The following is a 12,685-nucleotide window of genomic DNA, read 5'->3' as shown; positions in this document are numbered from 1 at the left end:
CTCAACGGGGTGACACGACCTGGCCCGGGGGACGACACGGTGGGCCACAGGAATCGGACGCGCAGGAGCCGGGCGGGACCCCGAGGGGAGGAACGCTGTGGCGGAGCGACACTACGAGTTCCGGATCACCGGACGGCTGTCGGCACGGGCACGCAGCGCATTCGGCGGGATGGAGGTGCGCGAGGTCCCCGCGGCGACGGTGCTCTCGGGCGACGTCGCCGAGGAGGGCGGTGTGCAGGAGGTGCTGACGCTGATCCAGTCGCTCGGCCTCGAGGTCGTCTCGGTGCGGCAGACGTCCGGCGACCGGTACGTCGACGAGCAGACGTCCCGGCCCGGGACCTGATCAGGCGCGGCCGGACATGCCGAACCCGGGTGCTGCGGGGCGGTGCATGCCGGCGTCGTCGCTCCAGTCGTAGACGACGACCGTGCGCAGCACGACGTCCTGGACGGAGCGGCGGTGCCTGCTCACCGCCGCCCACAGCAGGCCGAGCGGGAAGACCACGCAGAAGACCGCGCGTACGGTCGCCCGTGACCAGTCCAGCCGCGCGCCCCGCCCGGACAGCACGCGCAGCCCGAGGACCCCGGCGCCGATCGTGCGGCCGCTCGTGGACCAGGCCGCGGCCAGGTAGGCGGCGGCGAACAACGCGCCGATCCCCAGCGAGTGCGCCCACGACGGCGCGGGCCAGTGGAACGACACGGGTGACCAGGCGAAACGCAGCCCCGCCACGACGAGCAGCAGGCCGCCCAGCATCGCCATGACGACGAACAGGTCGATGACGGCGGCCACCGCTCGCGTGACGATCCCGGCGACGTCGTCGACCCGCACCGCGGACGTCGAGCGCGGGCTCACGACGGCGCCGATGCCCGCTGCACCGGTGCGCGCGGCACCTGGCGGTGCAGCAGCCGGTCGAACAACCCGCCGACGACGTCGTCGGCCTGCATCGCCTCGCGCCGGACGGTGCGGATCGTGTCCGACGTGAGGGTGCCGGTCGAGTTCCGGACGATCTCCGGCAGGTCGATCGCGTCGATCACCTCGCGGGCGATCCCGACGACGTCCACCCGGGCGAGGATGGTGTCGAGGTCGACCCGCGCGACCACCGGGTCCGGGTCGATCCTCGCGGCGAGCGCGTCGAGGTCGATGCGCCTGGCCACCGCGTCGAGGTCGACGCGGCGCACGACCGCCTCGATGTCGACGCGTGCGACGACCGCGTCGAGGTCCAGCCGGGCCGCGGCGGCGTCGATGTCGACGCGCGCGACGGCGGCGTCGAGGTCGATCCCGGCGGCGACCGCGTCCAGGTCGACGTGCCGGCGAACGAGCTCCGTGAGGTCGACGGTCTCGACGATCGCGGCGACGACGTGGCGGACGGCGAGCCGGAGCAGCGTCTCGGCGAGCTGCTCGATCCTGGCCCGGCCGGTCCGCCCGCGGTCGGTGAGCGCCGCCAGCACGTCGGGCGGGGCGAACCGGAGGACCGTGGCCGCCAGCGTCGCCGCCGCGGAACCCGTGAGGTCCCTGGCCGGCCGGGTGAGGTGCCACGCCCAGAGCGCGGCTCCCATCCCGGCGTCGGCCACGGTCGCCGCGACTCCGGCATTCCGGTCGCGCGCCACCGGGTCCACGTCGCCTCCTCGTCGGCGTCAGCTCACGGTGACGGCGCCATGGTCGCCGTGCCCGGCGAGGTCCCCAGTGCCTTGCGCTTGAGCTGCTCGTACTCCTCGTGCGTGATGGCGCCCGAGTCGAGGAGCTGCTTCGCCTGCACGATCTGGTCCGTCGGCCGGTTCCCGTCGCCGGCGATGTGCCGGACGTCCTGCTCGAAGCGGGCACGGTGGGCCGCGGCCTCGTCGCCTCGCCGTTCGGCCATGGACCGGCCTTGGGCGATGAGGTAGGCGAAGACGCCGATGAACGGCAGCACGATCATGAACAGCAGCCAGGCGGTCTTGCCCCACCCGGAGATGTCGTCCCGGCGGATCACATCGCCGAAGACGACGAAGAGGAGCCAGAACCACAGCACGAACCCGAAGATCACCAGCATCGTCCAGATGAGGTCGAGCAGCGGCATCGTGATCACCTCGTGGAGTCGAGAGCCGCGGATGGTTCCGCAACCCTGCCCCGCGGGGCCGCGTCCGGCCTCACCCGTGACGGAGGAACCGGTGGCGCTTTCGCCTCCGGCGGGTGGTCCGCGGGCGCGGCCACGCCCGGAGAGTCGGCCGCGCCTGGCGGGAGGACGGTGAGCGACGATGCGACAGAGGCCGGGATCACGGCAGCTGGTGGTCAGCCTGCTCCGGACGGTGCTGACCGTCGCGTCGATGGTGGCCGTGTACTACCTCGCCCCGCTCGATCGGGTCTTCGACGTGCGGATCGGGCTCTGGCTCGTGGTCGGCCTCAGCGCGCTGGGGGTGGCGATCGCGTGGCAGGTGCGGGCGATCACCGTCTCGGAGACCCCGCGGCTGCGCGCGGCCGAGACCATCGCCCTGGGGCTGCCGCTGCTGCTGCTGCTCTTCGCGGAGGTCTACCTGCTCATCTCGCACAACGAGCCGGGGAGCTTCACCGAACCGCTGAACCGGACCGGTGCCCTGTACTTCACGATGACCGTGTTCGCCACGGTGGGGTTCGGCGACATCACGCCGCTCACCGACCAGACACGCGTCATCACCATGGCCCAGATGGTGGTGGGGCTGGTCGTGGTGGGCGTCGTGGCCCGGCTGCTGTTCGGTGCCGTGCAGCGGGGGGTCGACCGCAAGGCCTCGAGCCAGGACGAGGACGAGCGGCCGCGCACCTGAGGCCGCCGCTACACCGTGATCGGCCCGTCCCCCCGCTCGTGGGGATCGGTCCTGCGTGCCCGGTTGAGCGACAGCCACAGCACACCCCAGATCAGCAGGACCGTGAGGGTGCCGAACGGCCCGACGGCCATCGCGGCGAGGCCGAGCAGCGGCACGAGGCCCGTGAAGCGGCCGAAGGACGTGAACCCCCCGTCGCCGGGAACCCGGCCCGGCGGCTCGCGCCACCTACGGAACGACTCGACCAACCTGGGGTCGTCCGCGGCCAGTGCCGCTTCGATGCGACGCAGCGCCTCACCACCTGCTCCGACCGGCATGGCACACCTCCTCACCGCCCAGCAGTGCCGAGCGTCGGCCCCCGCCGACGAACCGTCTTCATCCCGGCGGGGTGACGTCGGGCTGCCGCTCTCGGGCCGGTCTGCCGCCGAGCACCCGCAGCAGGGCCGGAACGGCCTCGCCGAGCTTCGGCGGTGCGGCCGCGGCGGGGGAGAGGCCCGCGGCATCCGTCGGCGTCCGGACCCGCAGGGCAGCGGGAAGCGAGCGGAACCGCAGGGGCGGGGGGAGGGACAGCGCCTCGCCGTCGACGCCGACGTCGATCGCGGGTTCCGCGGAGTCGACGACGAACTCGGCCACGCTCCACGCCCGGTAGCCGCGGAACCGGCGGATCCGCCCCGTCGCCTCGGCCGTGACGAGCGCCGGGATGTCCCGCGCCCGGTCCACGGTCACGGTGACCACCCCGAGCAGGCCGCCGTCGATCCGCGGTCGGGTGCCGAACCCGCTCATGCTGTCGAGGCGGTAGACGTCGTTGGACACGAGGAGCATGTCGGCGGAGGTCGCGGCCTGGCCGTCGGGCCGGTCGAACCGGAGGTCGAACCGCTTGGCGCCGGGTCCGAGCAGGTCGGGCAGCATCTGTGCGGTGGTCGCGAGCTTCGCGTCCCGGTAGGCCGCGGACTGGACGACCGTGGCGTACACCCCGAGGGACGCGTTGTTGACGAAGATCCGGTCGCCCAGCTGGGCGAGGTCGACCCGCCGCTCGATCGCCTCGCCGTACGCGTCGAGCGCACGAGCGACGTCGACGCGGTCGAGCCCCAGGTCGAGTGCGAAGTGGTTGCGCGTGCCGGCCGGGACGCACACGAAGGCCACGTCGTGGCGGTGCGCCACGTCCGCGACCAGCGCCTGCGAGCCGTCGCCTCCCGCCATCCCGATGACGTCGGCGCCGTCGGCGACCGCTCGTTCGGCGAGCACCCGCAGGTCGTCCCCGGTGTGCAGCCGGACGGGCCGGACACCGCGGCGCAGGGCCTCGCTCTCCAGGTCGAAGCGGTCGACCTTGCCGCCACCCGAGCGGGGGTTCATGAACAGCACACCGGTGCGCGCAGGCCCGACCGGCCACCCCGCCCGGCTCCCCGTGAACGCGTCTGCCAACGCGTACCTCGCCGCCGCCACGGACCCGACGGCCAGCACCACGACGAGTGCGATCCGGCCGATCGCCGCGGCGTCGAGCCCGAGCACGGCGAACACGAGCAGCGCCACCGTGGCGAGCAGCGCGGCGCCCGCCAGTGCCGCGGCGACCAGCCGGCGCGAACCGCGGTTCACCAGGGCGGTCCACGCGGCGACGACGGCGAGCGTCACGAGTGCCGCGGTCAGCACCAGCAGCCCGACGTTGCGGAAGGCGGCGAGCGCGGCCGCGACGATCGCGCCGGCCAGGGCCAGCAGGGCCCCGGCGGCGGCGACCCGCCGAGCCGGGGACGGCCGGATCATCTCGGACATGGCCTGCTCCTCGGCTCGGCTGCTGCCGCTCGTGGCGGACCCCGCTATCCCCGGCTCACAGCACCTCGCGCCGGGAGGTGGCCAGTGCCCAGATCACCGCGACGTCGAGGGCGATGATCACCAGCGACCAGACCGGGTAGTGCGGGATGAACAGGAAGTTGGCGATCAGGCTGAGGCAGGCCAGCACGATGCCGGTCATCCGCGCCCATGTCTGACCGCGGATGACCCCGACACCCGCGAGGAGGACGAGGATCCCCATCAGCAGGTGGACCCAGCCCCACGCCGTGAGGTCGAACGCGTACACGTACTCCGGCGTGGAGACGTAGACGGTGTCCCGGAACAGGGCGGCGATCCCGGCGAGGATCTGCCACACGCCGGCCACCATCATGAGCGCCGCGGCGAACAGGCTGAGGCCGGTGGCCCACGGGGACGCGTCCTCCGTGGCGCCGACGGGCCGGGACGGGATCTCGGTACTCATCGGTCCTCCTCATGGCGAATTCGAAGCGGCGATCCTCGCCGCGGGCGCCGGTGCGGGCGTCGCCCGTAACGGGTGAAGGGCGGCCGCTCAACCCGGAGCGCGCTCGGGGCGCGGCAGCTGGGAGTCCAACGGGAGTGCGGTGGCCGGGGCGGTAGGCGAGCCGTCCGTATCGGACGCGTCGGCCCGGAGCAGTGCGTCCGCCCACCTCGCACCCGGGTCGATGTCGACGAGCAGGGCCTTGGCGAGCAGCGTGAGCGGGATGGCCAGGATCGCCCCGAGCGGTCCGATCAGCCAGGCCCAGAACGCCAGGGCGAGGAACGTGACCGTCACCGAGAGGCCGACCGCGTCCCCGATGAAGCGGGGTTGGATCAGCGACTGCACGACGAAGTTGAGGACGCAGTACACCACGATGACCAGCACCATCATCTTCGGGCCGCCCACCAGCAGCCCGAGGAGCGCGGGCGGGATCACCCCGAGCAGGAACCCGATGTTCGGGATGTAGTTGGTGACGAACGACAGCAGGCCCCAGGTGACGGCGAGCGGGATCCCGATGAGGGCGAGCGCGACCGTGTCGAGCACCGCAACGATCAGGCCGAACACGGTCGTCACGACCAGGTACTGCCGGGTGCCGTGGGCGAAGCCCGTCAGCGCCCCGCCGACGGCCGGCCGGTCCTTCGCGATGAGCCGGATCCGGGCTCCCGCGTCCCCGGTCTCGATGCTCAGGAAGAGCAGCAGCGCCAGGATGAATACGAGGTTGCCGGCCAGCCCGGCGACGCTGCTGAGGAAGGTGCCGAGCAGCCCGGCCAGCTTCCCGATGTCCAGCGACTGCACGATGTGCTGCAGCTCGCCCGGGCCGACCCCGAACCGCGCGAGCAGGCCCGCACCCGACTGGGCCAGGGCCTGGCTCTGCCCGGCGTACTCCGGCAGGGTCGTGGCCAGCCGCGCGATGGAGACGATGATGGTCAGGGCGAGTGCCACGACGACCCCGTACACCGCGAGCACCAGCACGATCGTGATGGCCCATCGCGGCCAGCCCTTCCGCTGGAACCACCGCTGCACCGGCGCGACCGCGATCACGATGATGAGGGCGAGGAACGCCGGCCCGATCAGCCAGGCGATGGACCGCAGCCCCGCGGCGGTGATGACCGCCGCCGCCATGCCCAGGAGGACCACGACCCCGCGGGGGAGGGCGGGGCGCACCGTCAGGGCGTCGGCCCGGCCGTTGGTCGGCGGGCTCTCCGGGTGGTCGTGCGGAGCTGTCATGGCGGCAAGCTAGGCCCGGGACCGGCGGGCGGGCTCACCCGAAGGTGGTGACCGGCCCGCCGGGGGGCCTTCCCCGCATCAGAGGGCGTTGACGGGCATCGCGGCCAGGGCGTCCGCCTCGTGGGCCGCGACCAGGCCGACCTCGACGAGCTCGAGCGGGCTGACGAAGTTCGACGCCAACCGCACCCCGTGTGCCCGGCTGACCGCGTTCCGCAGCGGGATCGCCCACCGGTGCTCGAGCAGGAGCAGCGCCGCGGCCGTCTCCTCGGGGATGGCGGCCAGCGCATCCCAGGTCTCCGCGCCGAACACGCCGCCCTGCTCCGCGACCCGCAGCAACCCGGCCTGCGCCCCGGCCTCGGCTCCGACGCCGGCTCCGATCCCGATCAGGGCACCCACCACCGCCCCGAACTCGGCCATCTCCTCGCTGCTGAGCTGGCTCTCCTTCAACACGCTCACCTGGCCACCGACGGCCTTGTAGACGGCGAGCGCGTCGATCACGCGGACCATGTCGTCGTCGCGCAGGCGCTCCAGCTCGGCCAGGACCTCCCCCTCGAAATCCGGGCGGGCGAACCCGAGCACCAGCAGCTGCACCGGACCGATCGTCATCGTGCTCCTCCTCGTATGTCGGGGTGTGCCCTCATGCCTTCAGCTCGGCCTCCTCGAACGCCTCGCGCAGCTTCGCCTCCTGCTCGGCCGACAGGTTCGTCGAGATGAGCTCGGCGCGGGTGCCCTTGAAGTTCTCGAGGACCCGGTCGGTGACGGCGTTGGTGGTCAGCGCGAACAGCGCGGAGGTACCCGGCGTGACCTGTTCCCGGACGCGCCGGATGAAGCCGTCGTCGATGCCGACGTCGGCCATCGAGCCGGTCAGCGCGCCCATGGCCGCACCGACGGCCAGGCCGAGGAGCGGTACGAAGAAGATCAGGCCGAACAGCAGGCCCCAGAAGCTCCCGCCGAGCGCACCCGCCCCGACGAGGCTGTGGAGCTGCTCGGTCCGCGGCTTCTTGCGCCCTTCGGGCCACGACACGACGGCCGCATCGACGACGTCGATCAGCTCTTCCTTCTGCAGGCGCTCGAGCGTGCTGAGTGCGCTCTGCGCACCGTCAGCCGTGTCGAACCGCCACACCGTCAACGTCGCCATCTGCCTGCCTTCCCGTTGGAGCCATCCGTGTGCGCCGGCGACTGTCCGGGCGGCTGCCCGGCATCGGCATCACCCTCGCTGGGTGATCGAGCCGGTATGACGCCGGTTCTTCGTGACCTCCCGGGCCGCGGGTCGCCCCTCACCCGGTGCGGGCGATGCGCAACCGGCGGTGCCGTCCGACGCTCGGCGGCGCGCCGGGCCCGACGGGAGGCGGTATGGACACGACGGCCTTCGACGACGAGGCTCGGGCCGACCCGTGCGGTGCGCGCAGCGTCCACTTCCACGATCCGTGCGCGCCGGCTGCGACCGCGGTCGTGCCGTCCGTGTTCGTCGCCGTCCGCAGTCCGCTGGGCCAGTTGCTGCTCGTCCGCCGGCGCGACAGCGGATCGTGGGAGCTGCCGGGCGGCCGCGTCGACGTCGGGGAGAGCGCCGAGGGGACCGCCGTGCGCGAGACCGCCGAGGAGTCCGGGGTGCACGTGCGGATCACCGGCCTCGTCGGCCTCTACACAGATCCGGAACACGTCGTGCGTGCCGTCGACGGCAGCGTGCGCCAGCAGTTCGTGGTGGTCCTGCGGGGCCGCGGCGTCAGCGGGGTGCCCACCGCCGACGGGCGGGAGACGTCCGATGCCGAATGGGTCGCGCCCCGGCACCTCCGAGACCTGGACATCCCGCCGCCGGTCCGCTTCTGGATCGACGACGCCCTCCGCGCCGACGCCGCGCCGCGCCTGGCGTGAGCGGCATCCGCGGTCGCAGAACCTGGAGGACCCCATGACCACCACGCCGACCACCACCATCACGCCGGCGGCTCGTCCGCGCACGCACGCCGGGAAGGGCGTGGCCGAGTGTGTCGAGCGCGGCCGCCGCGCCCGGACCGGGGCGCCGCGCTCCGCGCACGATCGGGGCGGCCTCGACGCCGGCCACCGGGACCCCGTCGACGTCCTGGGCGCACAGGACGCCGCGCGCGTACCCGAGCTCGTGCCGATCCGCTACGGGCGGATGGCCGCCTCGCCGTTCGCGTTCTACCGCGGTGCGGCCGCCCTCATGGCCCACGACCTGGTCCGGACCCCGGTCTCGGGCATCGGGGCGCAGATCTGCGGTGACGCGCACCTGTCCAACTTCGGGTTCTTCGCCTCCCCCGAACGCCGGATGGTGTTCGACATCAACGACTTCGACGAGACGCTGCCCGGCCCGTGGGAATGGGACGTCAAGCGGCTCGTCACCAGCCTCGAGGTGGCCGGGCGCGACAGCGGTTTCGCCGACCGCGACCGGCAGCGGATCCTGCGCGCCGCCACGCGCGAGTACCAACGCGCGATGCGCGCCTTCGCCGACATGCCCACGCTCCAGGTCTGGTACGCGAACGCGGAGGTCGAGGGGGTCCTCCGGCGGTTCGACGGCGATCTGCGCGGGCGCCGGCGCCGGCGCGTCGACCGCGGGCTGGCGAAGGCGCGCACCCGCGACAACATGGGTGCGTTGCGCCGGTTCGCGCGCTCCGAGGGCGGAGGGGTGCGGCTGATCGCGGATCCACCGCTCGTCGTGCCGGTGCGCGACCTGTTCCCGGACGTCGCGGCGCGGACCGACCTGGAGCAGGCCATCGACGGCCTGCTCCGCGGGTACCGCGCGAGCCTGCCGCCCGAGCGGCGGGCGCTGTACGACCAGTACCGGCACGTCGACGTCGCCCGGAAGGTCGTGGGCGTCGGCAGCGTCGGGACCCGGTCCTACATGATCCTCATGCTGGGCCGCGACGCCGACGACCCGCTGTTCCTGCAGGCGAAGGAGGCCGGCACCTCGGTTCTGGAGCCGTTCCTCGGCGCGTCGGAGCAGTCCAACCACGGCGAGCGGGTGGTCGTGGGCCAGCGGCTGATGCAGGCCGTCGGCGACATCCTGCTGGGGTGGCAGCGCGTGTCCGGCATCGACGGGCAGGAACGCGACTTCTACGTCCGCCAGCTGCGCGACTGGAAGGGCTCGATGGACGTCGAGGAGATGGTCCCCGCCGGGATGCGCATCTACGCCCGGCTCTGCGGCTGGACCCTCGCCCGCGCGCACGCGCGCACCGGCGACCGCATCGCGATAGCCGCCTACCTCGGGTCGGCACCGACGTTCTCGGACGCGGTCGCGGACTTCGCGCAGGCCTACGCGGACCGCAACGAGCACGACCACGCCACCTTGCTGGAGGCGATCGCGGCGGGCCGCGTCCGGGCGGAGCCCGGCGTCTAGTGGGGTGTCCACGAGCGCCGGGGCATGATCGTTGCGAGACCGTGGTGTGCGTCGGCACTTTCGTACGCACTCAGCGTGCGGAAGTGCCGCTCGTTCCGCGGCTCCCGGCGAACGGATGGGGTCACCGCCACTAGTGGTCCCCGACGGCCTGGTCGATCACCACCGCCAGGCGGGCGAGCAGGACCTCGGCCTCGGCGACGGTGAGGATGTCGGCTCGGACCGCCCGCGCCACCTCCTCCCCGAGCAGCGCGTGCAGCCGCATCGACCACCCCGCGCGCACGACCGCTTCGGTGAACACGGACGTCTCCCCGCCCTGCAGGGTCACCGGACCCGCATCGGGTTCGGGCTGGACCCGTAGGTGCCGCTCCCGCCTCGGGTGCTCCGGTCGCACGACGGGCCCCGTTCAGCCTTCCTCGCGCTCGTCGGCGGCCGGTTGATGCGGGGGCCGCCGCGGAGCGACCTTGTCCAGGTCCTCCTCCACCCGCTCCAGCCCGACCGTGACGGCGATGAGGATCAGGGGGAGCAGCAGTCCGGTCAGGAGGAACTCTGCGATCATGACCCTCTCCCCCACTGCGCGGTTCGATGGTCGAAGGTCGCGCATCCCGGGCCGCGTCTCCTCATCCGGGACGGATGACTCGTCTCGCGCGGCGTTCGGAAGCGGTCGGGTTCGGCCTCAGCTCGGCCAGGTCCGGCAGCGCGGGCGGAGGGTCGGGCTTGTGACCCGCGCGCCCGATGAGCCCGCCCCGCACCCGCGCCGCCAGTTCCTGATCCACCATCCACCATCGGTGTGGCCGCCGCCCCACGAGTCGATCAGGCGGCCCGGCACGGCCGACTGATCCGGCACATCGGAGCCCGGCCGCGAGGAGGCGACCGGCCGTCCGAGGCCTGTGCACATCGGCGGCTCCTCGATGGACGGTGGATCGGTACCTACCTATCCCGCGGCTCCGCGGCAACGCAACGTGACGGTCCACGGCGGCGCGAAGTGGACAGCCACCGGCGCTCGGTGGACATGGCGGGCAGCCCACCGCGGAGGGTGAACCCGCGACGCCCGAACGGCCCTGTGGCGGTGCGGGGAGCGGTCCTAGTGTCGGCGGGCCCAGACCTTCTGCCGCACGTCGGGGGTGGAGAGCGTGTATCCGGACGGGCCCCGCCGCGTGAGCGTCGACACCACCGATCCCGACGAGGCGCACGACTACCTGCGCGCCACCTACGTCGACCACGCCGTGCACCTCGACGGCAGTGTCGAGCGCTTCCGGTTCCGCCACCACCTCACCGACGGTGGCCGGTTCTTCGTGGCCCGCTACGAGCACTCGATGAACTGCCAGGTGGACACCGAGCCGTTCGGGTTCCTGCTGATGGGGCAGGTGTTCGAGGGACGGCTGCGGATGTCGTCGGGGCGTGAGGAGCTGACCCCCGGCCACGGCGAGCCGTTCGTCCTGGATCCGGCCGCGCCGATGCGGATCCGCTGGGAGGACTTCCGGGCCGGGCTGGTCAAGCTCGACCTGGGCATCGTCGAGCGCGTCGCCGGGGAGATCGCGGGGGGCGGGCCGGTGCGGTTCTCGCTGGCGCGGGCCGTGTCGCCCGCGCGGGCCGCGAACTGGCAGGCGCTGGTCCGGTACATCACCCACGACTTCTGCCGCAACGATGTGGTCTACGGCAGCCCGCTGATCCACGCGCAGACGATGCGGTTGCTGGCGGCCACCGCGCTGGAGACGTTCCCGAACGTCACGATGTCCGCCGACCGCACCCCGCCCGGGAGCGGCAGCGGACCCGGCGCGGTGCGCCGCGCCACGGCGTTCATCGACGACTACGCGGCCGACCCGATCGGGCTGACGGAGATCGCCCACGCGGCCCGGCTCTCCCCGCGTGCGATGCAGGACGCCTTCCGCCGCCACCTCGAGACGACGCCGATGGCCTACCTGCGGCTGGTGCGCCTGCGGCGGGCCCAGCAGGAGCTGCGGGCGGCGGATCCCGGGGCCGGGACGACGGTCGCCGCGGTCGCCACCCGGTGGGGCTTCGCCCACCACGGCCGGTTCGCGGCGAGCTACCGGCGCGAGTTCGGCCGCACCCCCGCCCAGGACCTGTACGGCTGACGGGGGTCAGGCCGGGTCGAGCCGCAGGTCGAGCCAGGCCACCTGCTCCGCCGTGAGCCGGACCGTAGACGCGTTCATCGACGAACGGGTCTCCTCGACCGAGCGCGGCCCGATGAGGGCGAACGTCGGGAAGCGCTGTGCGAGGACGTAGGCCAGGGCGATGGCGGTGGGCGCGACGTCCAGCTCCTCCCCGAGCGTCCGGGCCCGGGTGAGGCGTTCGAAGTTGCCGTCGCTGTAGAAGCACCGGACGAGCTCGGGGTCGGAGCGGTCTGCCGGCGCCGCGCGGCCGGCGAAGAACCCGCGCGCCTGCGACGACCACGGGAAGAGCGGTGTCCCGGTGCGTTCGAACCACTCCCGCCCGGCATCGTCGGTGACGTGCACGCAACCCTCCCACGGCACGTCGAGGGCATGTGCCAGCCCGAAGTGGTTGCTGACGGCGGCGAAGCCGCGCTTGCCGCGGGCCGCCGCGTACGCGTTGGCCTCGTCGACCCGTGCGGTCGTCCAGTTGGAGCCGCCGAAGGCCCCGATGCGGCCGGCCGTGACGTGTGCGTCGAGCACGTCCACGAACTCCCCGACGGGCACCTCGGGGTTGTCGCGGTGCATGAAGTAGATGTCGACGTGATCGGTCTGCAGGCGCTCGAGGCTCTCGACGAGCTGGCTGGTGATCGACGGCGGGTCGCAGTTCGGGGTGTGGGCGCCCTTCCCGATCACGACGACCTCGTCGCGGACGCCGCGGTCGGCGATCCACTGGCCGAGGAGCTTCTCCATCAGCCCGTCGGCGTAGTGGTGGGCGGTGTCGAAGGCGTTGCCCCCGCGGGCGAGGAAGTCGTCGAACATCGCGGCCGCGTGCTCGGGCGTGCGCTGGTTGTCGCAGCCCATGACGAGGCGCGAGATGTCGCGGTGGACGCCGGGGATCCGGCCGGTGGGCACTGGGTTCGGATCGATCACGGCCTCATCGTG

The 12,685-nt window shown here is 73.1% G+C and carries 17 protein-coding genes; 5 read left to right on the top strand and 12 right to left on the bottom strand.

The window, feature by feature from the left end; translation table 11 throughout:
- Nucleotides 1-97 precede the first annotated feature (97 nt).
- Entirely contained in the window at nucleotides 98-343 is a 246-nt protein-coding gene (locus ACU436_RS02305) for a hypothetical protein (RefSeq protein ID WP_459021070.1), read from the top strand.
- Here the strand turns inward: ACU436_RS02305 and ACU436_RS02300 are convergent, their stop codons facing one another.
- The 3 genes from ACU436_RS02300 to ACU436_RS02290 are packed head-to-tail and all read right to left on the bottom strand — an operon-like array spanning nucleotide 344 to nucleotide 2,054.
- On the bottom strand, nucleotides 344-850 hold the full coding sequence (locus ACU436_RS02300; RefSeq protein WP_459021068.1) for an RDD family protein: 507 nt from the start codon (nucleotides 848-850) through the stop codon (nucleotides 344-346). It lies immediately after the preceding gene.
- The gene (locus tag ACU436_RS02295; protein ID WP_459021066.1) at nucleotides 847-1,614 is read right to left on the bottom strand and encodes a hypothetical protein; all 768 of its coding nucleotides are present in this window, start codon (nucleotides 1,612-1,614) and stop codon (nucleotides 847-849) included. The genes ACU436_RS02300 and ACU436_RS02295 overlap by 4 nt, the downstream gene beginning before the upstream one ends.
- Before the next feature lie 23 nt (nucleotides 1,615-1,637).
- Nucleotides 1,638-2,054 carry an SHOCT domain-containing protein gene (locus ACU436_RS02290; protein WP_459021064.1) on the bottom strand — a complete coding sequence of 139 codons (417 nt, stop codon included), beginning with the start codon at nucleotides 2,052-2,054 and terminating at the stop codon, nucleotides 1,638-1,640.
- Between the two features lie 178 nt (nucleotides 2,055-2,232).
- Between ACU436_RS02290 and ACU436_RS02285 the strand changes: the two genes are divergently transcribed.
- The gene (locus ACU436_RS02285) at nucleotides 2,233-2,775 is read left to right on the top strand and encodes a potassium channel family protein (protein ID WP_459021062.1); all 543 of its coding nucleotides are present in this window, start codon (nucleotides 2,233-2,235) and stop codon (nucleotides 2,773-2,775) included.
- Between the two features lie 8 nt (nucleotides 2,776-2,783).
- Here the strand turns inward: ACU436_RS02285 and ACU436_RS02280 are convergent, their stop codons facing one another.
- The 6 genes from ACU436_RS02280 to ACU436_RS02255 form a co-directional block, all read right to left on the bottom strand.
- Nucleotides 2,784-3,089 carry a DUF3040 domain-containing protein gene (locus tag ACU436_RS02280; protein WP_459021060.1) on the bottom strand — a complete coding sequence of 102 codons (306 nt, stop codon included), beginning with the start codon at nucleotides 3,087-3,089 and terminating at the stop codon, nucleotides 2,784-2,786.
- 58 nt (nucleotides 3,090-3,147) lie between these two features.
- A complete protein-coding gene (locus ACU436_RS02275; protein ID WP_459021058.1) occupies nucleotides 3,148-4,539 on the bottom strand; it encodes a diacylglycerol/lipid kinase family protein in 1,392 nt (463 codons plus the stop codon).
- Between the two features lie 55 nt (nucleotides 4,540-4,594).
- Nucleotides 4,595-5,017 carry a DUF7144 family membrane protein gene (locus tag ACU436_RS02270; RefSeq protein WP_459021056.1) on the bottom strand — a complete coding sequence of 141 codons (423 nt, stop codon included), beginning with the start codon at nucleotides 5,015-5,017 and terminating at the stop codon, nucleotides 4,595-4,597.
- A gap of 87 nt (nucleotides 5,018-5,104) precedes the next feature.
- Nucleotides 5,105-6,280, bottom strand: a complete 1,176-nt coding sequence (locus tag ACU436_RS02265) for an AI-2E family transporter (RefSeq protein WP_459021054.1) — start codon at nucleotides 6,278-6,280, stop codon at nucleotides 5,105-5,107.
- Between the two features lie 78 nt (nucleotides 6,281-6,358).
- Entirely contained in the window at nucleotides 6,359-6,886 is a 528-nt protein-coding gene (locus ACU436_RS02260) for a hypothetical protein (RefSeq protein ID WP_459021053.1), read from the bottom strand.
- Between the two features lie 31 nt (nucleotides 6,887-6,917).
- Nucleotides 6,918-7,418 (bottom strand): DUF1269 domain-containing protein, encoded by a 501-nt coding sequence (locus ACU436_RS02255; RefSeq protein ID WP_459021051.1) that lies wholly within the window; start codon nucleotides 7,416-7,418, stop codon nucleotides 6,918-6,920.
- A gap of 215 nt (nucleotides 7,419-7,633) precedes the next feature.
- Here ACU436_RS02255 and ACU436_RS02250 point away from each other — a divergent pair, with 215 nt between their 5' ends.
- Nucleotides 7,634-8,152: an NUDIX hydrolase gene (locus tag ACU436_RS02250; protein ID WP_459021049.1), complete on the top strand. Its 519-nt coding sequence runs from the start codon at nucleotides 7,634-7,636 to the stop codon at nucleotides 8,150-8,152.
- A 34-nt stretch (nucleotides 8,153-8,186) separates the two neighbouring features.
- Nucleotides 8,187-9,632 (top strand): DUF2252 domain-containing protein, encoded by a 1,446-nt coding sequence (locus ACU436_RS02245; RefSeq protein WP_459021047.1) that lies wholly within the window; start codon nucleotides 8,187-8,189, stop codon nucleotides 9,630-9,632.
- 130 nt (nucleotides 9,633-9,762) lie between these two features.
- Here the strand turns inward: ACU436_RS02245 and ACU436_RS02240 are convergent, their stop codons facing one another.
- Both ACU436_RS02240 and ACU436_RS02235 read right to left on the bottom strand, forming a co-directional pair.
- Entirely contained in the window at nucleotides 9,763-9,957 is a 195-nt protein-coding gene (locus tag ACU436_RS02240) for a hypothetical protein (protein WP_459021045.1), read from the bottom strand.
- 78 nt (nucleotides 9,958-10,035) lie between these two features.
- Complete coding sequence (locus tag ACU436_RS02235; RefSeq protein ID WP_459021043.1) at nucleotides 10,036-10,188, bottom strand: hypothetical protein; 153 nt, start codon at nucleotides 10,186-10,188, stop codon at nucleotides 10,036-10,038.
- 574 nt (nucleotides 10,189-10,762) lie between these two features.
- Here ACU436_RS02235 and ACU436_RS02230 point away from each other — a divergent pair.
- The gene (locus tag ACU436_RS02230; RefSeq protein ID WP_459021041.1) at nucleotides 10,763-11,725 is read left to right on the top strand and encodes a helix-turn-helix transcriptional regulator; all 963 of its coding nucleotides are present in this window, start codon (nucleotides 10,763-10,765) and stop codon (nucleotides 11,723-11,725) included.
- 6 nt (nucleotides 11,726-11,731) lie between these two features.
- Here ACU436_RS02230 and ACU436_RS02225 read toward each other — a convergent pair whose 3' ends face one another.
- Nucleotides 11,732-12,673, bottom strand: a complete 942-nt coding sequence (locus ACU436_RS02225) for an aldo/keto reductase (RefSeq protein ID WP_459021039.1) — start codon at nucleotides 12,671-12,673, stop codon at nucleotides 11,732-11,734.
- Nucleotides 12,674-12,685 lie beyond the last annotated feature (12 nt).

The sequence above is a fragment of the Pseudonocardia wallangbongensis genome, assembly GCF_054486945.1.
The sequence above is the reverse complement of the archived record's forward strand: the minus strand, read 5'-3'. Positions and strand labels throughout refer to the sequence as shown.